The 21,177-nt window shown below is 69.2% G+C and carries 19 protein-coding genes; 11 read left to right on the top strand and 8 right to left on the bottom strand.

Annotated elements, in window-relative coordinates:
• Positions 1-9: 9 nt before the first annotated feature.
• The 7 genes from KZX45_RS00195 to KZX45_RS00165 all read right to left on the bottom strand — a co-directional run bounded on the left by KZX45_RS00195 (position 10) and on the right by KZX45_RS00165 (position 10,133).
• On the bottom strand, positions 10-2,265 hold the full coding sequence (locus tag KZX45_RS00195; RefSeq protein ID WP_248255708.1) for a hydantoinase B/oxoprolinase family protein: 2,256 nt from the start codon (positions 2,263-2,265) through the stop codon (positions 10-12).
• The gene (locus tag KZX45_RS00190) at positions 2,262-4,391 is read right to left on the bottom strand and encodes a hydantoinase/oxoprolinase family protein (RefSeq protein ID WP_248255707.1); all 2,130 of its coding nucleotides are present in this window, start codon (positions 4,389-4,391) and stop codon (positions 2,262-2,264) included. The genes KZX45_RS00195 and KZX45_RS00190 overlap by 4 nt, the downstream gene beginning before the upstream one ends.
• A 185-nt stretch (positions 4,392-4,576) precedes the next feature.
• On the bottom strand, positions 4,577-5,488 hold the full coding sequence (locus tag KZX45_RS00185) for a LysR family transcriptional regulator (protein WP_248255706.1): 912 nt from the start codon (positions 5,486-5,488) through the stop codon (positions 4,577-4,579).
• A 155-nt stretch (positions 5,489-5,643) separates the two neighbouring features.
• A complete protein-coding gene (locus KZX45_RS00180; RefSeq protein ID WP_248255705.1) occupies positions 5,644-6,642 on the bottom strand; it encodes a VOC family protein in 999 nt (332 codons plus the stop codon).
• Positions 6,643-6,888: 246 nt separating this feature from the next.
• Complete coding sequence (locus KZX45_RS00175) at positions 6,889-7,899, bottom strand: ABC transporter substrate-binding protein (RefSeq protein WP_248255704.1); 1,011 nt, start codon at positions 7,897-7,899, stop codon at positions 6,889-6,891.
• A 12-nt stretch (positions 7,900-7,911) separates the two neighbouring features.
• Positions 7,912-9,054, bottom strand: a complete 1,143-nt coding sequence (locus KZX45_RS00170) for an alpha/beta fold hydrolase (RefSeq protein ID WP_248255703.1) — start codon at positions 9,052-9,054, stop codon at positions 7,912-7,914.
• A 152-nt stretch (positions 9,055-9,206) separates the two neighbouring features.
• On the bottom strand, positions 9,207-10,133 hold the full coding sequence (locus KZX45_RS00165) for a LysR family transcriptional regulator (RefSeq protein WP_248255702.1): 927 nt from the start codon (positions 10,131-10,133) through the stop codon (positions 9,207-9,209).
• A 114-nt stretch (positions 10,134-10,247) separates the two neighbouring features.
• Here KZX45_RS00165 and KZX45_RS00160 point away from each other — a divergent pair, with 114 nt between their 5' ends.
• The 6 genes from KZX45_RS00160 to KZX45_RS00135 all read left to right on the top strand — a co-directional run bounded on the left by KZX45_RS00160 (position 10,248) and on the right by KZX45_RS00135 (position 15,950).
• Entirely contained in the window at positions 10,248-11,429 is a 1,182-nt protein-coding gene (locus KZX45_RS00160; protein WP_308221677.1) for an FAD-dependent monooxygenase, read from the top strand.
• A 177-nt stretch (positions 11,430-11,606) separates the two neighbouring features.
• Positions 11,607-13,001, top strand: a complete 1,395-nt coding sequence (locus tag KZX45_RS00155; RefSeq protein WP_248255700.1) for a Rieske 2Fe-2S domain-containing protein — start codon at positions 11,607-11,609, stop codon at positions 12,999-13,001.
• A 3-nt stretch (positions 13,002-13,004) separates the two neighbouring features.
• Complete coding sequence (locus KZX45_RS00150; RefSeq protein ID WP_248255699.1) at positions 13,005-13,541, top strand: aromatic-ring-hydroxylating dioxygenase subunit beta; 537 nt, start codon at positions 13,005-13,007, stop codon at positions 13,539-13,541.
• Complete coding sequence (locus KZX45_RS00145) at positions 13,538-13,774, top strand: ferredoxin (protein WP_248255698.1); 237 nt, start codon at positions 13,538-13,540, stop codon at positions 13,772-13,774. Before KZX45_RS00150 ends, KZX45_RS00145 begins: the two co-directional genes overlap by 4 nt.
• Positions 13,771-15,003: an NAD(P)/FAD-dependent oxidoreductase gene (locus tag KZX45_RS00140; protein WP_248255697.1), complete on the top strand. Its 1,233-nt coding sequence runs from the start codon at positions 13,771-13,773 to the stop codon at positions 15,001-15,003. The genes KZX45_RS00145 and KZX45_RS00140 overlap by 4 nt, the downstream gene beginning before the upstream one ends.
• 83 nt (positions 15,004-15,086) lie before the next feature.
• Positions 15,087-15,950 carry an SDR family oxidoreductase gene (locus KZX45_RS00135; RefSeq protein ID WP_248255696.1) on the top strand — a complete coding sequence of 288 codons (864 nt, stop codon included), beginning with the start codon at positions 15,087-15,089 and terminating at the stop codon, positions 15,948-15,950.
• A gap of 365 nt (positions 15,951-16,315) precedes the next feature.
• Here KZX45_RS00135 and KZX45_RS00130 read toward each other — a convergent pair whose 3' ends face one another.
• On the bottom strand, positions 16,316-16,951 hold the full coding sequence (locus tag KZX45_RS00130; RefSeq protein WP_248255695.1) for a TetR/AcrR family transcriptional regulator: 636 nt from the start codon (positions 16,949-16,951) through the stop codon (positions 16,316-16,318).
• A 412-nt stretch (positions 16,952-17,363) separates the two neighbouring features.
• Between KZX45_RS00130 and KZX45_RS00125 the strand changes: the two genes are divergently transcribed.
• The 5 genes from KZX45_RS00125 to KZX45_RS00105 all read left to right on the top strand — a co-directional run bounded on the left by KZX45_RS00125 (position 17,364) and on the right by KZX45_RS00105 (position 21,076).
• The gene (locus tag KZX45_RS00125) at positions 17,364-17,591 is read left to right on the top strand and encodes a Flp family type IVb pilin (RefSeq protein ID WP_248255694.1); all 228 of its coding nucleotides are present in this window, start codon (positions 17,364-17,366) and stop codon (positions 17,589-17,591) included.
• An 80-nt stretch (positions 17,592-17,671) separates the two neighbouring features.
• A complete protein-coding gene (locus KZX45_RS00120; RefSeq protein WP_248255693.1) occupies positions 17,672-18,040 on the top strand; it encodes a TadE family protein in 369 nt (122 codons plus the stop codon).
• On the top strand, positions 18,028-19,062 hold the full coding sequence (locus tag KZX45_RS00115) for a TadE/TadG family type IV pilus assembly protein (RefSeq protein WP_248255692.1): 1,035 nt from the start codon (positions 18,028-18,030) through the stop codon (positions 19,060-19,062). The genes KZX45_RS00120 and KZX45_RS00115 overlap by 13 nt, the downstream gene beginning before the upstream one ends.
• Before the next feature lie 23 nt (positions 19,063-19,085).
• Positions 19,086-19,877, top strand: a complete 792-nt coding sequence (locus KZX45_RS00110) for an RcpC/CpaB family pilus assembly protein (protein WP_248255691.1) — start codon at positions 19,086-19,088, stop codon at positions 19,875-19,877.
• Positions 19,874-21,076, top strand: coding sequence for a CpaE family protein (locus tag KZX45_RS00105; RefSeq protein ID WP_248255690.1), 1,203 nt, complete (start codon positions 19,874-19,876; stop codon positions 21,074-21,076). Before KZX45_RS00110 ends, KZX45_RS00105 begins: the two co-directional genes overlap by 4 nt.
• Positions 21,077-21,177 lie beyond the last annotated feature (101 nt).

Here is a 21,177-nt window from a genome sequence, read left to right as displayed (position 1 = left end):
GGGGTCCTTTCAGGCGCGCAGGGCGAGCCGCTCGGCGGCGCTGCCGAGGGCGAGGTCGAGGTCGAGGTCGTCAGCCGGCTCGGTGCCGGCGAGGTGGATGTCGACGGCGAGCAGGTGCCCGCTGAGGGGGCAGAGCCAGCCAGTGACGGCGAGGTCGCGGTGCAGGTGCGAGCCCACCCGCTCGGGCAGCGGCAGCGGCACCGGCTTCGCGCCGCTGCGCCACCGTGTGGAGCCGGTGACGAGCACGGCGCCGTCGACTGTCTCCACCCGCCAGACGCCGTCGGTGCCGCGGATGGCGCGGAGCCTGTCGGACAGCGGCAGCCAGGTCTCCCCGTCGCGCAGGCCGGCGGGCGGCAGCTCCGGGTCGATGGGCCGGCCCCGTTCGGGCACGGCGTCGACCGGAACGCCGAGGCGGGCGGCGCGCTCGCCGCGCCGGAGCACATCGGTCGCAGCGTCGTCGTACCCGGTTCCGCCGTCGGTCAGGACGACGCTGTAGGTCTCCTTCGCGGCGGCGGCGGAGACGACGCCGCGGCGCACGTCGGCCACGACGTCGGCCGGGTTGCGGTCGAGCGGGTCGCCGATGCCGCCGCCGCCCTGCCACGTGACGGCGAAGACGTCGCGGTCGGTGATCGGGAAGGCGCCGGGCTTGGAGCCCAGGTCCACGAACCGTGAGTCCTGCTCGGTGCGACCGGTCAGCAGGCCGGCCAGCCGGGCTGAGTCGGCGGAGCCGGTCATGATGCCGGTGGCGAAGGACTGCCTGATAAGCCCGGCGGGCAGGCCGCCGGACAGACCGGTGGAGTTGGGCACCTGGGCGCCGTGGGTCATCACGAGGGCCTCGGCGGCGGGCACGGACACGGTCAGGGCGACCTCGGCGCCGAGACCGCCGCGTCGGCGGCCCGCTCCCCCGGTGTCCTGGGCCAGGCGGCGGTAGAGGTACACCAGGGGCGTGACGAGCTCGTTGACCTCGACGTCGGCGATCGACGGGCAGGGGGCGTTGATCGGACCGGCGGCGTCCTGCCCGTCGTGTGCGGCGAAGGCGCCGAAGCCGCCGGCAAGGGGATCCATGAGGTGGAGGCCGAAGGTCTCGCCGAACTGGTTCTTGCCGCTGAGGTTGAACGTGGCCATCGTGCCGCTGCTGACCGCCTGCGCACGGTGCGCGTACTGCGGGGTGGCGGCGAGCAGCCGGTTCAGGGCGGCGGAGACGACGTTGCTGACCACCCAGACCGTCTCCACCGTGGCGCTTCCGACGGGTGCGGGCGGGATCGCCGTGCAGACGAGGCCGTCGGGGGCGACCACGTCGACCGGGCGGAGCAGCCCGTCGTTCCAGGGGATCTCGAAGCCGAGGGTGGGGATGAGCGAGCCGGCGACCCCGCCGACGAGGCCGGCGCGTGAGCAGTTGACGAACCCCTGCGCCTGCTCGGAGGAGCCCGAGAAGTCCAGGGTGAGGTGGTCGCCCTCCTTCGTCAGCACGAGGTCGACGGTGTAGAGCTTGTCGGTGTGGCCGTCGTGCTCGAGGAAGTCCCGGGTGCGGACCACGCCGTCGGGCATGGTCCGCAGGCGCGCACGGAGCTTTCGCTCGGCGTCGTCGACCATCGCGGCCATGGCGCCCTGGACCACGTCGGTGCCGTAGCGGTGGCACAGCTCGACCAGCCGCTCGGCCGCCACGTTGAGGGTGGCGATGAACGCCTTGATGTCCAGGCCGAGCTGGGCGGGCAGGCGGGAGGCGGAGAGGACCATCTCGAGCACGTCCTCGCGCAGCTCACCGCCGTCAACGAGGGTGACGGCGGGGATCCGCAGGCCTTCCTGCCAGATCTCCTTGGCCTTGGGCGACCAGGAGGCGAAGTCCATGCCGCCGACGTCGGTCTCGTGCGCCATGACGCCGGCCCACGCGACCAGCTCGCCGTCGACGAACAGCGGCGCGCACATCTGCACGTCGTTCTGGTGCAGCGCGCCGACGAACGGGTCGTTGCCGATGATGCGGTCTCCGTCGCCGAGCTTCCGGCCGGAGGCCAGCAGGTGCCGGATGAGGGAGCCGACCGGCGGCGCCTCGAACGTGACCTGGTGACCCATCGTGGCGAAGGAGCCGTCGGGCAGGTACAGGCCGGTGAAGAAGTCGCTGGCCTCGGTGACCGTGGGGCTGCCGCTGACCGACTGCAGCGCGAGCCGCATCTGGTCGGTGATGGCCACCAGGCGACTGCGGACCACCTGGGCGATCACCGGATCGGTCGTGGTGGGCGCCTGGGGCGAGAGGTCGAGGGTGCTCATGCCTGTCCTACCTTCACGTGGATGGTGCCTGCGTCGTCGGTGGTGGCGCTGCCGCTCGGCGGGACGACGACGACGCACCCGCGAAGCTGGATGAGGGCCGGTCCGGCGATGTGCTGGTCCGGGGCGGGCCAGTCGCAGCCATAGACAACGGTGTCCTCGAGGGCGTGCGCGTCGTCGAAGACGACGGGGCGCACCTCTCGCACGGTCAGTTCTTCACCGGAACTGGAGGAGGTCGGTGTGGTCGAGCGCAGGCCCGCGACGGCACGGACCGAGAGGATCTCGAAGCCTGCCTCGCGGAAGCCGGCGCCCTTGCCGAAGAGCAGCTCGTACTCGGTCTCGAACTGTGCCAGCAGAGCCTGGACGGCGGCGGCGTCGGGCGAGTCGGCGACCGGGATGTCCAGGTGGTGGGCCTGCCCGCGGTAGCGCACGGCCGCGGTGTGGCTGACCTCGGCGAGGTCCGGGTCCGGGATGGTGCCGAGCGCCCGTTCGCGCGCGTCCGCCAGGGCCGCGGTCAGCTCGGCTGCGTGCTCGTCGGTGGGCTCCACGCCTGGGGCGAGGCGTTGGTAGCTGGTGCGTGACGCCGTCGTGCGCAGGTCGGAGGTGCCCGCGCCGAAGGCGGACTGCGCCGTGGCGGTGGCGGGGACGACGAAGCCGTCCAGGCCGAGCTCGCGGCAGAGCTTCCAGGCGTGGGACGGACCGGAGCCGCCCCCGGCGACGAGGGTGAACTCGCGCGGGTCGTGGCCGCGCTCGATGGTCACCGCGCGCAGGAGGTCGGCCATGGCGGCGTCGAAGACCTCCCGCACGGCGCGGGCGGCCTCCATCGGGCTCAGCCCGAGGGGCTCGCCCACCTGCTCGGCCAGCGCGGTGCGGGCGGCCTCGACGTCGAGGCGGATCCCGCCCGAGCCGAATCGGTCGGGGTCGAGCACCCCGAGCACGAGGTCGGCGTCGGTGGTCGTGGGCTCGATGCCGCCCTTGCCGTAGCAGACCGGCCCGGGAACGGCACCGGCGCTGCGCGGCCCGACTCTGAGGATGCCGTCGCGCACGGCGGCGATGGAGCCGCCGCCGGCGCCGATGCTGGCGATGTCGACGCTGGGGACGCGCATGTCGGCCCCGCCGAAGGTGACCTCCTCGCGCAGGAGAGGTGCGCCGTCGACCACGACGCCGACGTCGAAGCTGGTGCCGCCGACATCGAGGGTGAGGATCTTCGGGCGGCCGAGCCGGGCGCCCAGCGCCTGGCCGGCGACGACGCAGGAGGCGGGCCCCGACAGCAGGCCGCGGACCGGGGTGGCGGTCAGCGTCGCGGCCGGCACCACGCCGCCGGCGGAGGTGGTCATCATGATGGGGGCGGTCATGCCCAGGGCACGCAGCTCGTCCTCGAGGGTGCCGAGGTAGCCACCGGCGATCGGGCCCAGGGCGGCGTTGGCGACCGTGGTGGAGGCGCGGGCGTACTCGCCCACGCTCGGTGCGATGTCATGGGAGACGGAGACGAACGCGCCGGGGAGGATCTCGGCGGCGAGGCGGGCGATGGCCGTCTCGTGCGCGGGGTTCTCGGTGGCCCAGAGCAGGCAGATCGCGACGGCCTCGACACCGGCGTCGCGCAGGTGTTCCAGCGCGCGCCGGGCCGAGGCCTCGTCGAGCGGGGTGACGACCTCGCCCTGCGGGTTGACGCGCTCGGTGACCTCCACGACGAGCTCGCGTGGCACCAGCGGGGCCGTGCGGCCGCGCAGGAAGTAGTTGCCGAGATCCAGGCCCTGCAGGCCCGCCGTGCCGCGGCGCAGCCTGCCGATCTCCAGCACGTCGCCGAAGCCCAGGGTGGTGACCAGGCCGACCTTGGCGGTGCGACCGGTGAGGAGGGCGTTGAGGCCGACGGTGGTGCCGTGACCGAAGCGAGTGACCTGGCGGCACAGCTCGTCGGTGGTCAGGGCCGCGGTCCGGGCCGCAAGGTGTACGGCGTCCACGACTCCCGTCACGACGTCGGCCGTCGTCGGGGACTTGCACACGAAGGACTGCCCGTCGGGTCCGCGGAGCCACAGGTCGGTGAAGGTCCCGCCGACGTCGGTGCCGACGACCCAACCGCCGTCGTGCTGCTCCGTCGGGGCGGCAAGTGATTCGGTGATCGCACTCAACTGGGTGCTCCTTTGCAGTGATGTCGTCGTCAGCAGGCGAGGGCGAGATGCCCGGGGCGCCTTGCTCTGCTTGGAACACTAGGAGCGCGCTTCGATCCACTCCAACAATACTTAGCAATGGGTCAAATCGATCAGATCGATGCACTAAGGAAGTCGTGGCACATCGGTCAGGTGGTGCCTCGGCGTCAGGAGAGCAGTTCTGCGGCGACCTCGGCGGCACGCTCCCTCAACCAGCCGTGCGCAGGGTCGGCATCGAGGTGCTGGCCCCAGATCATGACCGTCGTGAGCGGTCCGAGCGGGACCGGCGGCTCGAGGAGACGGATCCCGGCCTGGCTGCGGATGAGCCGGCCGAGGCGCTCCTGGATCATCATGAGCATCCGCGTGCCGCGCAGCATGAAGGGCGCGGCAAGCGGCGCCTGCGTCGTCACGTGAATGCTGCGCAGGATGCCTAGGGCATCTAGCCGAAGCTCGGCGGAGGAGGGGAGCTGGCCGATGTTGACCGCGAGGTAGGGCACCCTCGAGAAGGTCTCGAGGTCGAGCTCCACCGCGATGTCTGGGTTGTCGGCGTCGACGGCGCACACGTAGCGGTCCACGAAGAGGGCCTGGTGCGGGTACCGCGTGTGCCCCGGGAAGACCTCCTTGGGCATGATCAGCAGGTCCGTCTCGTGCCGGCGCAGCCGGTCGACGTAGTCGTCTCGGATCGATACCACGTTGACGTGCACCCCGGGAGCCTCCTCGGCCAGCCGCACGAGCAGCGGCGTGAGGAAGATGGTCACCACGTAGTCGTTCGCGGTGATGGTGAAGGTCCGCTCGGCGGTTGCGGGGTCGAACTGCTCGCGCGCGCTGAGCAGCGCCTCCGTGCGCGCGAGGATGTCCCGCAACGGGTCCACGAGGGCCTCCGCCAGCGGCGTGGGCACCAGCGTGCGGCCCCGACGCTGGAGGACCTCGTCACCGAGGAGCCGGCGGAGCCGGGCCAGGGTCGCACTCATCGCAGACTGCCCCACCGAGAGCCGCTCTGCCGCACGGGTGACGCTTCGCTCGGCAAGCAGCGCGTCCAGTGCGACGAGCAGGTTGAGGTCGATCCGGTTCAGGTCCACCCGCGCGATCCTCCCATCTCCGCCGTCGACCCCGGCGCGGTGCGAGGTCGGTCGGCCCACCGGTGGCCCCACCGGCGGACGGTGGCGTGGAGTGGACCGCGACAGGGTGCTGTCCCGCCCGCGGCGTGCGGGCGGGGAGCGTCACGCGACCCTGCTCAGGAGTTGATGAGGGCAGCACGCATGTCCGGGTGGATGCCGTCCTCGGTGGCGGTGAGGCCGTCCGCGGGCGGGAACGATTCGAAGATGGACTGCGGGATGGGGGCGTTGCGGTAGAAGTTGCTGCCGCCAAGGCCGGGGGTCCAGGTGTTCGGCTCCCAGTCGGGCACGTAGTTGCGGTATCCGCCGGAGTTGAGCTCCACCCGCAGGCCGCTCGGCTCACGGAAGTACAGGTACTGCTGCTCGCCGATGCCGTGGACGCCGGGGCCGGACTCCATGGGCGTGCCGTTCTCCATGAGCACGTCGGCGCTGATGAGGAGCTCCTCGTGGGTGTCCACCCAGAACGCGATGTGGTTGACGCGGCCGGCCCGGGTGGAGTGGTCGAGCACCACGCCGAGGTCGTGGGACTTCTCGTTGGTGGTGAGCACCGAGAACACGCTGATGTTGGTGTCGTCGAGCTGGGTGCGGGCCATGAGCCGGAAGCCAAGCACGTCGCGGTGCCAGGCGGCGAAGCCGTCGACGTCGGTGGCCGCGATGGTCACGTGGTCGAGGAAGCGCGGAGCGCCGGCGTGGCTGGAGCGCCGCTCGGGTCGGTCGGGGAAGATCGAGGCGTGCGCGGCGTCGGCCACGTACCGGTCGAGCTCCCAGAACAGGCGGATCGGGTGTCCGTACGGGCCGGTGAACTCGAACGCCCGGCCGTACCCGGTGCCGCCGTCGGTCCAGGTGCCCTCGACGCCGGCATCCTGGACCCGACGGGCCACGACCTCCAACGCCTCGGCGCTCTCGGTCCGCCAGGCCATGCGGGTCAAGGCAGGCTCGGGGCCTTCGACGACGATGAGGCTGTACGCGTAGTAGTCGCCCCAGCACCGCAGGTAGGCGGCGCCGTCCTTCCGGTCGACGACCCTCATGCCGAAGTGCTGCTCGTAGAACGCGGCCGACGCCTCGACGTCGGGGCTCGCGATCTCGAGATGGGCGAGGTGGGACAGGAGCTTTTCCACGGGAGTGCCTCCAAGGGCTGTCTAGGTGCGCTCGTCCTCGAGCGGTCTTCTCAACTGTGGGTCAGGTGGCGACGGCGGAGAAAGAGCCGATGCCGGATAGATCGGATCGATCAGGTCAATGAATCGGCGCTCCGGCATGGACGGCGCCGGAGGGCGCGAAAACGCCTCAGGCTGCCTGCCGGGTCGGCGCGCGCCGGCCGCTCCGACCCGCAGACCCTGCGGCACAAACCACCGCCCGACCCGGTCTCAGCGCGTGGTGTCGAAGAGTGCGAGGTCGACGGGCTCGGACACGAGTCCGTCGTCGTGCGCGAGACCCGCGAGGGTGCCGAGCGCCTCGAGGTTGATCTGGGTGGAGAACCGGTCCATTCGCACCTGCTCGGCGAGCGCGGGATCCATCTCGAGCTTGTCGGTGAGGATCTCCCGCAGCCCGCCCTCGTCGTTCCCCGCCGCCTCCAGCACCTCGGTCAACGCTGCGGTGAAGCGCTCGAGCAGCTCGGGATCCTGATCGGCCGCGGTCACCATGATCTGGGTCGAGAGGCCGGGAGCGGACTCGGCGAAGTTCCAGGAGACGACCTCGGCGCCGTTGCCCTCGGCGATGGTGATGAACGGCTCAACCTCCCAGATGGCGTCGACGTCACCGGCCTCGAGTGCGCGGAGCATGTCCGGGTAGCGGATCTCGACGAAGTCGATCGCGTCCGGGTCGCCGCCCGCCGCGCGCGCAGCCTCCTCGATGGTCAGAGTGCCCGCCGAGTTCACCGTGTTGACGGCGACGGTGCGGCCGGCGAGGTCGCCCGCGTCGGCGATGCCGGAGTCCGGTCTGGCGAGGACGGCGGAGATGTCCTCGTCTCCGTCCTCCACGGCCTGGCTGAAGCCGGAGGCGACCTGGATGGGCACGCCGGCGTCGAGGGCGGCCATCACAGCTACGGAGTTCAGGGTGACGAAGTCGACCTCGTGCGCGAGCGCGGCGGCGACCATCGCCTCGCTGCCCACTCCGGTGTCGACGGTGATGTCGAGCCCGTGCTCCGCGAAGATGCCCTCGTCGACGCCGTACCACAGGGCGGACGTCGCGACGATGGGGAGGGTGCCGATCGTGACCGGCACCAGCTCAGCCTCCTCCGTGGCAGGCGGTGGTGTGGTCGCTGCGGGCGTGGCCGTCGGGTCGGTGCCCGCGCTCGAGCTGCAGGCGGCGAGGACGAGTGCGGCGAGACCGAGTGCGGCGGCGCGGCCGGCCGCCGTGAGTCGTCTGGGGGTCGACATGGTGCTCCTTTGTCAGAGAGTCTCGGCCACCCAGTCGGCGATGAAGTTGGTGGCGACGGGCTGGTTGTCGGCGCTGACGTGCTCGACGCCGCCCTCCCGTCGGGTGAAGATCTTCAACTCCCGCTTCGGGCTGTTGACGGCGTTGTCGTACTGGGCGTGGGCGTACTCGAGCGGGATCTGCCGGTCGTTCTCGCCGTGGGTGACGAGGAACGGCACGGTGATGTTCTCGACGACGCCTTCCAGGCTGACCCGGGGCGCAAAGTTCATAAAGTCCTCGAGGGAGTCCTGGCCCCAGACCCACCGGACGTGCTCCCAGTAGTGCGGGACGGGATTCTCCCCCTCGCGCTCCCGGCGACGACGCTGGAGCTCGCCCCAGTTGTAGTTGGCCCCCCAGGCCACGCACAGGGCGAACCGCTTCTCGAACGCCGCGGCGCGCGGCGCGTAGTAGCCGCCGAGAGACCAGCCCATCACCCCGATGCGCGCACGGTCGACGTCGTCACGCTCCTGGAGGTAGTCGACGCACGCCGCACCCCACCGCTCGCTCTCCGGGAAGGCGGTCAGGCCCCGCAGCCGAAGCGCCCCACCGGTGCCGGGGTGGTCGACCATCAGGGTGGAGACGCCCCGCCGCGCGAGCTCCTGGCCGATTCCGGACCAGTAGATCATCTCCTTGGTGCTGTCCAGGCCGTTGAAGTGCACCATCACCGGTGCCCGGCCGTCCGCGCCCTCGGCGCGGACGAACAGCGCAGGGAGCGTGGTGCCTTCGTACGGAACCTCGACGAGCTCGCAGTTGTCCTTCCCCAGGCGGACCGAGCGGGCGAAGGCGTTGAGCATCTTGCGGTACGCCTCGGTCCGCGGCGCGAAGTCGTGGGCCTGCATGCGCTCGGCGACCTGGTAGTAGATGGCTGCCCGACGAAGGCGGGCACCTGCACTCAGCGCGCGTCCGGCCGCCTCGTTCTCGTCCGCGATCTCCACCTGCCGGTCGGCGACGGCGCACCAGGACGCGAAGAAGTCCTCGGTCCCCGGTTCTTCTCCCCGCGCGGCCGCGGCGAGCAGCGGGCGGCAAGCCTCAAGGATCTCCTCGATCTCCCCGCCACTGCTCAGCGCGATGTTGGCGGACAGGTTCCAGACGTACTTGTCGGGAAAGATCTCGAACACGAAGGCGCCTCTCTGCGAAGGTTCGGGTGAGAGGTGCGATCGACGTCGGCCGCACCCTCCCGACGGGACGCTAGGGGTGAGCCGGCCCCGCCCGGAAGCCGAGTTTCGCGATGCGCGGCATCGACGCCGTCAATGTGAGGCGGCGGCGAGCGTCAGGCGAGGGCGGGCACCTCTCCGGCCAGCTCGAGAAGGCGGCTCCGGAGCCACTGGTGGCCGGCGTCGGCGGTGTGCCGGGACGTCCACACCATGACTTCCTGCAGCGGCACGATCGGCACCGGCGGGTCGAGCAGCTTCAGGTGCGCCTCGTCGGCGAGCAGGCGGCCGAGGCGCTCGTGGATCAGCATGATCAGCTCGGTGCCCCGCAGCAGGAAGGGCGCCACCACGAAGGACTGCACGGTGACCTGGAGGTTCCGCGGGATCTGCTGCTGGTCGAGCTGGTTCTCCGGCAGGCCGATCATCGGGCCTGCACGGTAGGCGAGGTACGGCAGCGCACTGAACTCCTCGACGGAGATCGCATCGCCGACCCCGGGATGGTCTCGGTCAGCGGCGACGAGATAGCGATCTGAGAACAGCGTCTTGTGGGGGTAGCCGACGTCGGTCCCCAGCAGCTCTCGCGGCAGGATGAGCAGGTCGGCCTCGTTGCGGCGCAGCGCATCCGTGAATCCCACGGGGTTGATCGGCAGGATGTTGACCCGCACGTTGGGAGCTTCGTCGTTGAGGCGTTCCAGAAGGGGCCTCAGCAGAACGAGCGCGATGTAGTCGCTCGCGCTGATCGTGAAGGTCCGCCGGTCGGTCCTCGAGTCGAAGTCCGTGCGCACCGCGAGCACCGACTCGACGATCGAGAGCGCCTCACGGACCGGAACGACGAGCGACTCGGCCAGCGGCGTGGGCACGAGGACACGGCCCTGGCGCACCAGCAGCGGGTCGTCGAAGAGTCGGCGAAGCCGGGCCAGCGTCGAGCTCATGGCCGACTGGCCGATCATCAGCCGCTCCGCGGCGCGCGTGACGCTCCGCTCGGCGAGCAGGGCGTCCAGCGCCACGAGCACGTTGAGATCGACGTTGGCCAGCTTCTCCGACAATGTGACTCCTCCTCGAGCGGCGTGCATCGATCCGGTCGATGCGACGCATCGCCAGGATCTGTTTCCGCGAATCTGCGGCCGCACCTATCTTCCGAGCATCTGGCGAAGGAGAGGATGGCAATGACGCCTGTTCGCAACTGCTTGGTGATCGGTGCGGGGATCGGCGGCCTGGGGGCCGCCGTAGCCTTGCGGCGACAGGGTATCGACGTCGACGTCGTGGATATCAAGCCCGCCGATCAGGTGGTCGGCGTGGGCATCAACCAGCCCGGCAACTCCCTGCGCGCCCTGGACGTGCTCGGGGTGCTCGAGGACTGCCTCGCCGCGGGCTACCAGTTCGACCGCAACGAGTACTTCGACTGGCAGGGCAACCAGATCCTGGTCACCCCCTGCTCGCTCGGCACCGACCGTGTGCCACCGAACAACGCGCTCGCGCGGGCGGACCTGCACCAGATCCTCGGCGACGCCGCCGACCGGGCCGGCGCGAACCTCACGTACGGCACCACGGTGGCAGAGGTGGTCGACGACGGTGAAGGCGTGAGCGTGACCTTCAACGACGGACGGGAGGGGCGCTACGACGTCGTGGCCGCCTTCGACGGGATCCGCTCCCCCGTGCGCCGGCGCCTCTTCGGCGACGCGGCCGAACCGCAGTACACCGGCTTCGCGGTCTGGCGGGTCACTCTCCCCCGCCCGACCGAGGTCACCCACACCATGCTCTTCCACGGCGACCGCTCCAACACCGGCGTGATCCCCCTGTCCGACGAGCACATGTACCTGCTCCACGTCACGGCCGAGCCCGAGCACGCCCGCTACGCACCGGCCGATCTGCCTGCCCTGCTCCGCCAACGCCTGGCCGGCTACGGCGGCCTCGTCGCGCACCTGCGGGACCAGCTGCCCGACGGAGGTGTCGTGTACAGCCCGATCAGCGAGGTGCACCTCCCGGCGCCGTGGCACAAGGGCCGCATCATCGTCCTTGGCGACGCCGCCCACGCCTCGGCACCCAACCTCACCCAGGGTGCCGCCATGGCCCTCGAGGACGCCGTCGTCCTCGCTGACGAGCTGCGGCGCGACCGCGTGGTCGAGGAGTCGCTCGCCGCGGTCTCGGCCGCTCGCTTCGCTCGCACGAAACTCGTCCAGGACGTCTCCCACGGGATCCTCACTACGGAGATGGCCATCACCGCCGACACCCTCGACGACTTCGCCGCCAACCTGCGGGAGCACCTGCCCGGACAGGCGGCTTACGTCGAGGCCCTGCTCAACCAGCCGTTCCGCCTGGTCACCGCCCCCGCGAGCCTCTGACCGTCGGACTCATCGACCCCATCAATGCGCATCATCCAGATTCCTTCGTTCCGCCGCATGTGACCCCCTCATATTGTCAAGAGCCCAGGAGCAACCGCCGCACCGGTCACGGGGCCCATCCCCCACCCGTAGGCCCGACGACGTACCCCCTTACCCAGTCAAAGGAGACAGCGGGACATGACCCAGACCGAATCCTTCCGTCCGACGACGACCAGCACCCGCCTCGACGAGATCCTCGACAAGGTCGAGGCGGGGCTCGAGGACGACCTTGTCCCGGTCGACATCTTCAACGACCAGGAGGTCTTCGAGGCGGAGATCGACCGGATCTTTACCAACAACTGGGTGTTCGTCGCCCACGAGAGCGAGATCCCGAACGCAGGTGACTTCGTCCAGCGCCGCATCGGCATCGACCCGGTGATCGTCACCCGCGACGGCCAGGGCGGCATCAACGTCCTGTCGAACTACTGCCGGCACCGCGGCAGCCAGGTCTGCCAGACCGACCGGGGCAACTCCCGGTTCTTCAAGTGCCCGTACCACGGCTGGACCTACAACAGCAAGGGTCAGCTGATCGGGACCCCGCACCTGCAGGACGCCTACGGCGAACGGCTCGACCCCGACGACTGGAGCCTCATGCGGGCCCCGAAGGTCGACACCCGGCAGGGCTTCATCTTTGCCTCGCTCAACGCCGACGTGCCCCCGCTGGACGAGTACCTGGGCGGGGCCGGCTGGATGCTCGACGCGATCGTCGGCCTCCACCCCAAGGGAATGCGGGTCGCCGGCCCGCCGGACCGCTACCTGGTCAAGGCCGACTGGAAGACGGCGGCCGAGAACTTCTCCGGCGACGTCTACCACCTCGACGTCCTGCACTGGGGCACCGAGGAGATTCACGTCTCCCAGGGACTCCAGATGTCCTGCGAGATCGCACGCCGGTACGAGTTCGGCAACGGGCACAACTTCACCGGCCACGCCTGGACGAAGGCGATCCACCCCGGCTACGTGCTCTGGGGCTACCCCGAGCACATCACCTCGCAGTTTGACCTGTCCGGGCTCGACGAGGCCCAGCTGCACGTGGTCAACCACGAGCCCCCGACGGTCGGGACGATCTTCCCCAACCTCAGCATGATCCGGTTCAACACCCCCGCCGTCCCGGGTGGTCCGATGTCCGTCGTCACCAGCTTCCGGCAGTGGCAACCGGTCGGCCCGGGCGAGATCGAGCTGTGGAGCTGGCAGTTCGTCTGGGACTTCATGTCGGAGGAGGAGGTCGAGGAGCACTACGTCACCGGCGAGTTCGTCTTCGGCTCGGCCGGCGTGTTCGAGCAGGACGACACCGTTGCCTGGGAGGGCATCGCCAAGGCCGGCGCCAGCCCGTGGGCTCGCAAGGCCGGCATGTCCTTCAACTTCCAGCAGGGCCGCAACAGCGCAGTGGACCAGTCCCCCGACCCGACGTGGACCGGACCGGGCATCAAGCGCAACACCGGCTACGGAGAGCACGTGCAGCTCGCCTTCTACCGCCACTGGCTGAAGGTCATGCGGGGCGAGGGCGCCGCACCGACCGCGACCGAGGGGAACTGACCCATGACCACCACCGAGACCACCACCACCGCAGCGGTCGCGTCGGACCCCGAGCTCCGTGCACTCATCACCCAGTTCCTCGCCACCGAGGCACGCCTGCTGGACGAGGGGCGCGAGGAGGACTGGTACGAGCTTCTCGACGACGCCTTCGTCTACGAGGTGCCGGTCCGCCAGGCCACCGAGCCGCGCTCGCACGAGTTTACCCAGCGCGGCATCCGCGTGAAGGACACGAAGGCACACATCCGCACACGGATCGACCGGCTCAACACCGGTCTCGCCTACTCCGAGGTGCCGCCCTCCCGCACGCTGCGCGTGGTGGGCAGCATCGAGATCCACGGCACGGAGGCTGCCGACGTCGTGCGTGTCGCCAGCGCCCTGCTCCTCTACCGGCAGCGTGGGATCGACACGTGGAACGACCTCATCCCGGTCCGGAGGGAGGACACCGTCCGGCTCACCGCTGACGGACCGCGGCTGCTCTCGCGCCGGGCGCTCACGACCGAGACCACGCTCGGCACCCCGAACCTGGCGGTGTTCCTGTGACCGACCTGAAGAACGCCGAGAAGGTAGCCGTCCGCCTCGACACCACCAAGTGCCGCGCCTACGGCATCTGCGTGGGCATCCTGCCCGACGTCTTCGACCTGCCCAAGGGCAGCCCGGTGGCGGTGCTGCGCCGGGACGTCGCGTCCGGCGAGGGCCTCGCCGACCTCGAGGAGGCCGTGTTCAACTGCCCCGCACAAGCCATCTCGCTGGCCCCGGTCGAGGAGGGGCCATGAGCTCCACGCTCTCCACGCTCCGCAACGTCGTCATCGCGGGCGCCTCCGTGGCGGGTCTCAGCGCGGCGGACGCGCTGCGGCAGGGCGGCTTCGACGGCTCCATCACCATCCTGTCGGACGAGCGCACCGTCCCGTACGACCGGCCGCCGCTGTCCAAGGAACTGCTTGCCGCAGACGGCGAGCCGGCAGCGGTGGAGCTACGCCCGCAGGACCACTACGCCGCGCACGAGCTGGACCTGCGCCTCGGCCACGCCGCGGCCGGCCTGGACATCGACCGGCGCTACGTGGTGACCTCCGACGGTGCGGCCCTGCCGTGGGACGCCGTCGTCATCGCTACGGGCAGCCGACCTCGGCCGCTGCTGACGACGTCGGGCGCGCCGCTGCCCGTGCTGCGGACCATGGCAGACCTCGTCCACATCCGCGACGGGGCAGCCCGGTACGGGCGCGTGACGCTCGTCGGGGCGAGCTTCATCGGCCTGGAGATCGCCGCGAGTCTGAGGCGACGCGGCGTCCCCGTCACACTCTTCGGAGCCGCGGAACTGCCGCTGGACAACGTCGTCGGCCCCGAGGTGGCAGCCGACGTCCGGGACCTGCACGACGCCCACGGCGTGGACCTGCGCCTGGGGGCTCTCGTCACGGCTGTCGAGGGGGCACCCGGTGACTACACGCTCCGCCTCTCCGACGGCACCACGCACCGCGCGCCTTTCGTCGTCGCCGGCGTCGGCGTCGAGCCGAACGTCGAGTGGCTGCTCGGCTCCGGCGTCGTCCTGGACGGCGGCGTCGCCTGTGATGCCGCTGGCCGGACCAACGTGCCCGGGGTCTGGGCGGCTGGCGACGTCGCCGCCTACGACCACCCGCTGCTCGGGGCTCGGGTGCGGATAGACCACTGGACAAGCGCCGGACAGCAGGGCCGGCACGTCGCCGGAGGCATCCTCTCGGGGACCGCCACCCCCTTCACGTCAGTGCCGTACTACTGGACCGACCAGTACGACCGGAAGTTCCACTGCTACGGCCGCCGGCTGCCCGAGGACGAGGCGTTCGTCGCCGAGGGATCGCTCGCCTCGGGTGAGTACCTCGTGCTCTACGGCAGTGACGGCGAGTTCCACAGCGTGCTCTCCTCCGGTCGCGAGAGGTCGCTGCGTGGCTACCGCAAGCTCCTCGAGCGTCGCGGGACATGGGCGGACGCGCTCGAACTCGCCGGCGGCAACCTCCAGTCGGCCCACGCCTGACCACCACACCGCCCAGGTCGCGTGCGCGGGAGCACGAACCCCCGCGACGTCACTCCGAGCACACCACCCAACAGGGAGAAGCAGTGCAACTACTTGATGACCACGTCGTCCTCGTCACCGGGGGCGGCTCAGGCCTCGGCCTTGGCGTCGCCCGGCAGTGCCTCGCGGAGGGCGCCGAGGTCGCGATCATGGAGATCGCACAGGAGAAGGTAGACCAGCTCGTCGCAGAGTTCGGGGACCGGGTCCTCGTCCGTCAGGGCGACGTCCGAAGCGTCGCCGACCTGGAGGCCCTGAAGTCGGCGATCGTGGAACGCTACGGCCGGCTGGATGCGCTCATCGGCTGCCAGGGCATTTTCGACGGCAACCTGCCGCTGCGGGAGACACCTGTCGACCGCATCGACACGCTCTTCGACGAGCTCTTCCACGTCAACGTCAAGGGGTACATCCTCTCTGCCCGGGTGTTCGTGGAGCTGCTCGAGGAGAACGACGGCGCGATCGTCCTGACCTCGTCGACGGCGGCATACGCGGCCGACGGCGGTGGGCTGTTCTACTCGGCGAGCAAGGGTGCCGTCCGCAGCGTGGTCAACCAGCTGGCGTTCGAGTTCGCACCCCGGGTCCGGGTCAACGGTGTGGCTCCGTCGGGAATCGCGAACAGCCAGCTCCAGGGACCGGCCGCCCTGGGCCTGGAGAAGGTGAAGCAGTCGGACATCCCCAAGGAGGACTTCCTGGAGCAGTTCCGGATGCTCGCACCGCTCCAGCACCTGCCTACTCCCGAGGAGTACGGCTGGCTGTACGCGTTCCTGGCCTCTCGGCGCAACACGCTCATGACTGGGCAGACCGTCGTCGCCGACCAGGGTCTGTTCAACCGTGCGGTCATCAGCACAGGAACGAAGGCCGCGGGGATCCCGGTCGGGACTGGCCAATGGCTCGTCCGGCCCCCGGTGTAGCGCTGAGAAGGACTCTTCGTCTCGCGATCACGACGGAACGGCTGAGCTCCGCCGCTGGGAGTGCGACCACGAACGGGACGCCGGGTCATCGCGACACGCCGAGAGCGCAGCGTGCCCGTATCGACGTCGTCGGAGTGCCGTGGCGCTGTTTGCGGCGCTCCCGACCAACCGATTCAGCCCACCTCCACCCGATCCTCGTTTACGTGCACTGTCCGTGGACCTCGGAAACATCCCGTTTAGTCGGCCTCCATGGCTATACATCTGACTTCGACATTGAGGGTTTGAGTCCCCCTCCGGACACTCGTTGAGACAGCGACGACACAGCCCCTGACCTGCGGAAACGCGGTCAGGGGCTTTGTAGTTGCCTACTTCTTGCTTCCGGTTCTCGGGGTCGGCGCTGGCAGCCCGGCCGCGACCTGGTCGAAGGCGTCCTCGATCTTCTCGATCAGACGGACCCTCGCCGCGGTGGGCTTCGCCCACAGCCGGGTGGTGGTCTTGATGATGTTGACCGCGGCGGCGGCAGCCAGCCACGGATAGAGGTCTGTACTGACCTTCGTCCCGGTACGCTCCGCGATCGCCCCGCGCAGCGCTTCCTCGAGCTGTTCGTACTGCGCCATCCGGAAGGGACGGAGCGTCGGGTACCGGTCCTCGAGCTGGACCCGCTCGACGTACGCGCGCAACTGCTGACGCGACTGGGACCGAGCGAGGTCGACCAGGACGTGCCGCAGCGAGTCGAGCGGTGGCTCGTCCGCCGGCCGGCGGGCCAGGTCGGCCACGACGTCATCGGTGTAATGGTCGTCCGCGGCCACCACTGCCTCCTCCTTGCAGGAGAAGTAGTTGGAGAACGTGCGGGGCGAGACGAACGCCTGGCGAGCGATCTCGTCGATGGTGACGTGGTCCAGCCCCTTATCGAGCGTGAGCTTCAGCGCCGCTTCCGCGATGGCCTCGTGGGTCATCTGCTTCTTCAGCGCGCGAAGCCCCAGGTCGGCGGAGTCGCTCATGAGGCCCTCCCGGGTGGAGTTTCGGTATCGGCACTTCTCCTCGGCACCCAGATCTGGGCGTCTCCCCCGGGACCAGAGGGCCCTATGTCCCAATAACGGCGCTGTTGCGTTCGTTACACACGGGCCTTCCACACACCTTCATAGCAGAGCGTGGGCAGCCTCGTCTGCCTACTGAACCGGCGGATTCGCACGGGTTTCGGGCGGATCGGAGCGGGTGATAGAGGGTGAGAAGAGGGTGAGGTCCGTAGCAGACCGTTCCTCATCCGCAAGTTCACACGCCCAAAGTGGTTGCGGGATCCGAAAAGTTCTGCGAATCTCACTGAGCACGCCGGTTCATCCCCCTGCTCCGGACGTGTGTCCCCTGGCTCTGGACCCCCTCCGGAGCTGACCAACCTTCATAGGGAGTTCAGAAATGAACCGTGCAGCCGCATTCTTCACGACCATGTTCATCGCCATCGGCGACCGCTTCGAGGGCCGCAGGGACAAGGGCGCCACCGCCGTTGAGTACGGCCTGATGGTGGGACTCATCGCAGTTGCGATCATCGTCACCGTCGGCTTGCTCGGCGACGAGCTCGACACCCTCTTCGACAGCGTCCTTACCGAGATCGAGGGAGCCAACGCAGAGGCCCCCGCCGCCTGATCAAACCGACTTCGCAGCAGTCCACGCCGATGCGGCGGCCACGTGATCGCCGCATCGGCGTTACTTTCGGAGGCGGAAACGTGGACGCTCGACGCCATGACCGAGGAGCCACAGCGGTCGAATTCGCGCTCATCCTGCCCATTCTCTTGCTGCTGATCATCGGCATCACCGAGTTTGGCCGTGCTTACCATGTGCAAACCACACTTTCCGACGCCGCCCGCGCTGGCGTGCGCACCATGGCGCTTCACAGCAACGTGACTGAGGCGAAGAAGTCCGCCAGGGACGCGGCGACGACCGTAGTCCTTACTGACGACCAAATCACCGTCAAGCCGTCGACATGCGACGGCTCCACAGAGCCGGCGACAGTGTCGATCGAGCACCCGGTCGACCTGATCTTCTTCCCCGACGTCACACTTACGGGCAAAGGAACGATGCGATGCAACGGCTGAGAGGTGACAAAGGCGCGGTCGCGGTTGTGGTTGCGCTCCTGATGATCCCGCTGCTCGGCTTTGGAGCTATCGCGATCGACGTTGCCGCGTTGCACGCGGACCGTCAGCAACTCCAGCTCGGCGCCGACGCCGGCGCGCTCGCGATTGCACAGGACTGCGCCGTGGGCAGTTGTGCCGCAGACCCGACCGCCGTTGCGCGGGAATTCTCCGACGCCAACAAGAATGATGGTGACACCAGAGAGCCCGTTGTCACTTTTCAGCAAAGTGCCGGCACTGTCACCGTTCAAACCTCGAGTAACCGCGAGCACTGGCTGGCGCCGGCCCTCGGATTCGACGCGAGCGATGTGGTCGCAAGCGCCACAGCGGCCTGGGACGTCGCCGGCGGCGCCGACACGCTCCCCCTCATCTTCTCCGTCTGCGAGATCGACAAACTCGTAACGGCGGCCGGTGGCACATTCACAGTGGACGAAACCACTGGTCACTACCAGTTCGAGAACACATCGGAAATCGTACGGATCTACCTCGACCACCCCTCGTCGACCGGTGCTCCGAAGGACTACAGCTGCACACCGGAAGGTGCAGACAGCGCCTTGAAGATGCCCGGCGGGTTCTCCTGGATCACGGACGGTTCCGACTCGGGCGTGTGCAGCGTGTACACGTCTGTCGGCGAACCCGTCTCGAACAACCCTGGCAATCCCGGTCCATCGGAGTGCACGGAGGAGTACCTCACCAGCCTGATCGGAAAGACCGTCGCCTTGCCCGTCTTCAACTTCGCCGAGGGCGGCGGCGCACCTGGCGTCTACACCGTCTACGGTTACGTGGGCTTCAAGGTCTCCGGCATGTGGCTGATGTTCCAGGGCGGTCAGACGGTCAAGGTGGGCACGGGCATCAGCGGATGCAACAACGGAAACGGCCAGTGCATCGCAGGCCAATTCACTGACGTCGGCGACCTTACGGGCGTCCCCTCGTCCGACCCAGACGCTCCGGACCTCGGCGCTAAGTCCGTGCACCTCACAGATTGAAGATTATTGTGAACCGTCGCATCGTGGCAGCCATCGCCGCCGTTCTTCTAGCCGTAGTCGGGGGAGCCGTCCTATTCGGCTACGTCGCCCAGGCTGACGCCCGCGCCGTCGCCGCTCTCGAGCCGGTGGAGGTGCTTGTCGTCTCGGCACCGATCAGCGAGGGCACGGGCGCAGACGCGCTCACCGACTCTGTGACGACGGAAACCATCCCCGGCTCAGCCGTCGCCCCGGGCGCCCTGACCTCTCTCGACGACGTGACCGGCATGGTCACCGCGGGCGAGCTGGTGCCCGGCGAGCAACTCGTCAGCCATCGCTTTGTCACCACCGAGGTGGCAGCTTCACGGACCGAGGTCGAGGTCCCCGCAGGACTTCACCAGGTCACCGTCCAGCTGGATCCTGTCAGAGTGCTGGGCGGCCACCTTACGGAAGGGGACGCCGTAGGCGTCTTCATTTCCCTCCCAGCGGAGTCGGCCGAGTCGGAGGATGAGGAAGCTGCGGCGGCGCCGGGCTCGGCCGGCAACCAGACCCACCTGGTCCTCCACAGGGCCCTGGTCACCAGGGTTCAAGGAGCGGTCGCGCCTGCGCCGGAGGCAGACTCCGACGAGGCTGCTCCCGCGGCTGCGACGGAAGCTGCTCAGGCACCGGCCGAAGCCGTCCCGACGTCGCAGATCATGGTCACGCTTGCGCTAAACGCCCCCGACGCCGAGAAGTTGGTCTACGCGGCTGAGTTCGCCAGTATCTGGCTCTCGCTCGAGGACGACGAGGCTATCGCCGACGGCACTCGTGCCGTCACGAGGGAGAACGTCTTCCAATGACACGCATCGTCCTATCTGCTAGCTCAACCGAGTTCGAGCAGCGCTTCCATGAGGCGACCGGCGGGGCCTTCCTCCTCCTACCACCCGGACCGGTTCCCATAAATCCCGGGCAGTTCGTCGCCATGCTCCACGGCGCCCCCCTGCCGGACGTCGTCGTTCTCGACCCCGGCGGCGTTGTTCTGCCTGCCCTCGAGCTGACCGAACGCCTTCGCGATGAGTTCCCGCTGATCGCCGTGATTCTCGTCAGTGATGCCGAGCAGGAGATTGGGCTGGCGGCCCTGCGCGCCGGCGTCCGGGACGTGCTTCACCCGCAGTCCGACGTCATGGCAATTCGCGCCGCCCTGGACCGTGCCGCAACCGTGGCGGCAAGCCCCTCCGGCGGCGCCACGTTGTCCCCCACCCCCACGCCAGTTTCCGGCCGTGTCCTCAGCGTGGTCTCTCCCAAGGGCGGCGTCGGCAAGACGACGGTAGCGACGAACCTGGCGGTGGGCCTTGCCCGCGCAGAACCAGGCTCAACAGTCCTGGTGGACCTCGACGTCCAGTTCGGGGACGTCGCCACTGCGCTCAATCTCACCCCGGACTACTCGCTGCTCGACACCGTCCGCGGTCCTGCCAGCCGCGACACGATGGCGCTGAAGACCTTCCTCACCCTGCACCCCACCGGGTTGTACGCCATCTGCGCACCGGAGTCTCCCGCCGCCGCCGATACCATCAGCGGCGACGAGGTCAGTCGGCTCCTGGAGATGCTCAGCTCCCAGTTTCGGTACGTCGTTGTCGACACGGCGCCCGGCCTGTCCGAGCACACCCTCGCCGCGATGGACCGCACCACCGACCTGATACTTATTACGAGCATGGACGTCCTGGGCGTCCGTGGGCTGCGCAAGGAGTTCGACATCCTCGCCGAGCTCGACCTGGAGACTGACACCCGCACGGTCGTGATCAACTTCTGCGATCCCCGCGGCGGGCTCACCATCGCGGACGTCTCGTCCACGATCGGAACGACGGTCGATCACGAGCTTCCGGTGTCCCCGGTCGTCCTCCCCTCGCTCAATCAGGGCGTCCCGCTGCTCCAGAAGAGCGGAAGAGACCCCATGGTCAGAAAGCTGGAGAAGATCGTCGCCCAGTTCACCGCGTCGGAGGCAACCAAGAACGGTGGTCGCCACGCCGGGATGGGCCGACTGAAGAGGGTGCGTGCCTGATGAAACTGTCCGAGCGCCTTCGCGTCGCCCAGTCACCTGAGACGGTGGTCGCCCCACCATCTGCCGATATGCCTACGCCGGCTGCGCCGATTAATCCGCCG

This window comes from Georgenia sp. EYE_87 (assembly GCF_023148685.1).
In the GTDB taxonomy this organism is placed as follows: domain Bacteria; phylum Actinomycetota; class Actinomycetes; order Actinomycetales; family Actinomycetaceae; genus Georgenia.
This window is presented reverse-complemented; position numbering and strand designations above follow the sequence as displayed.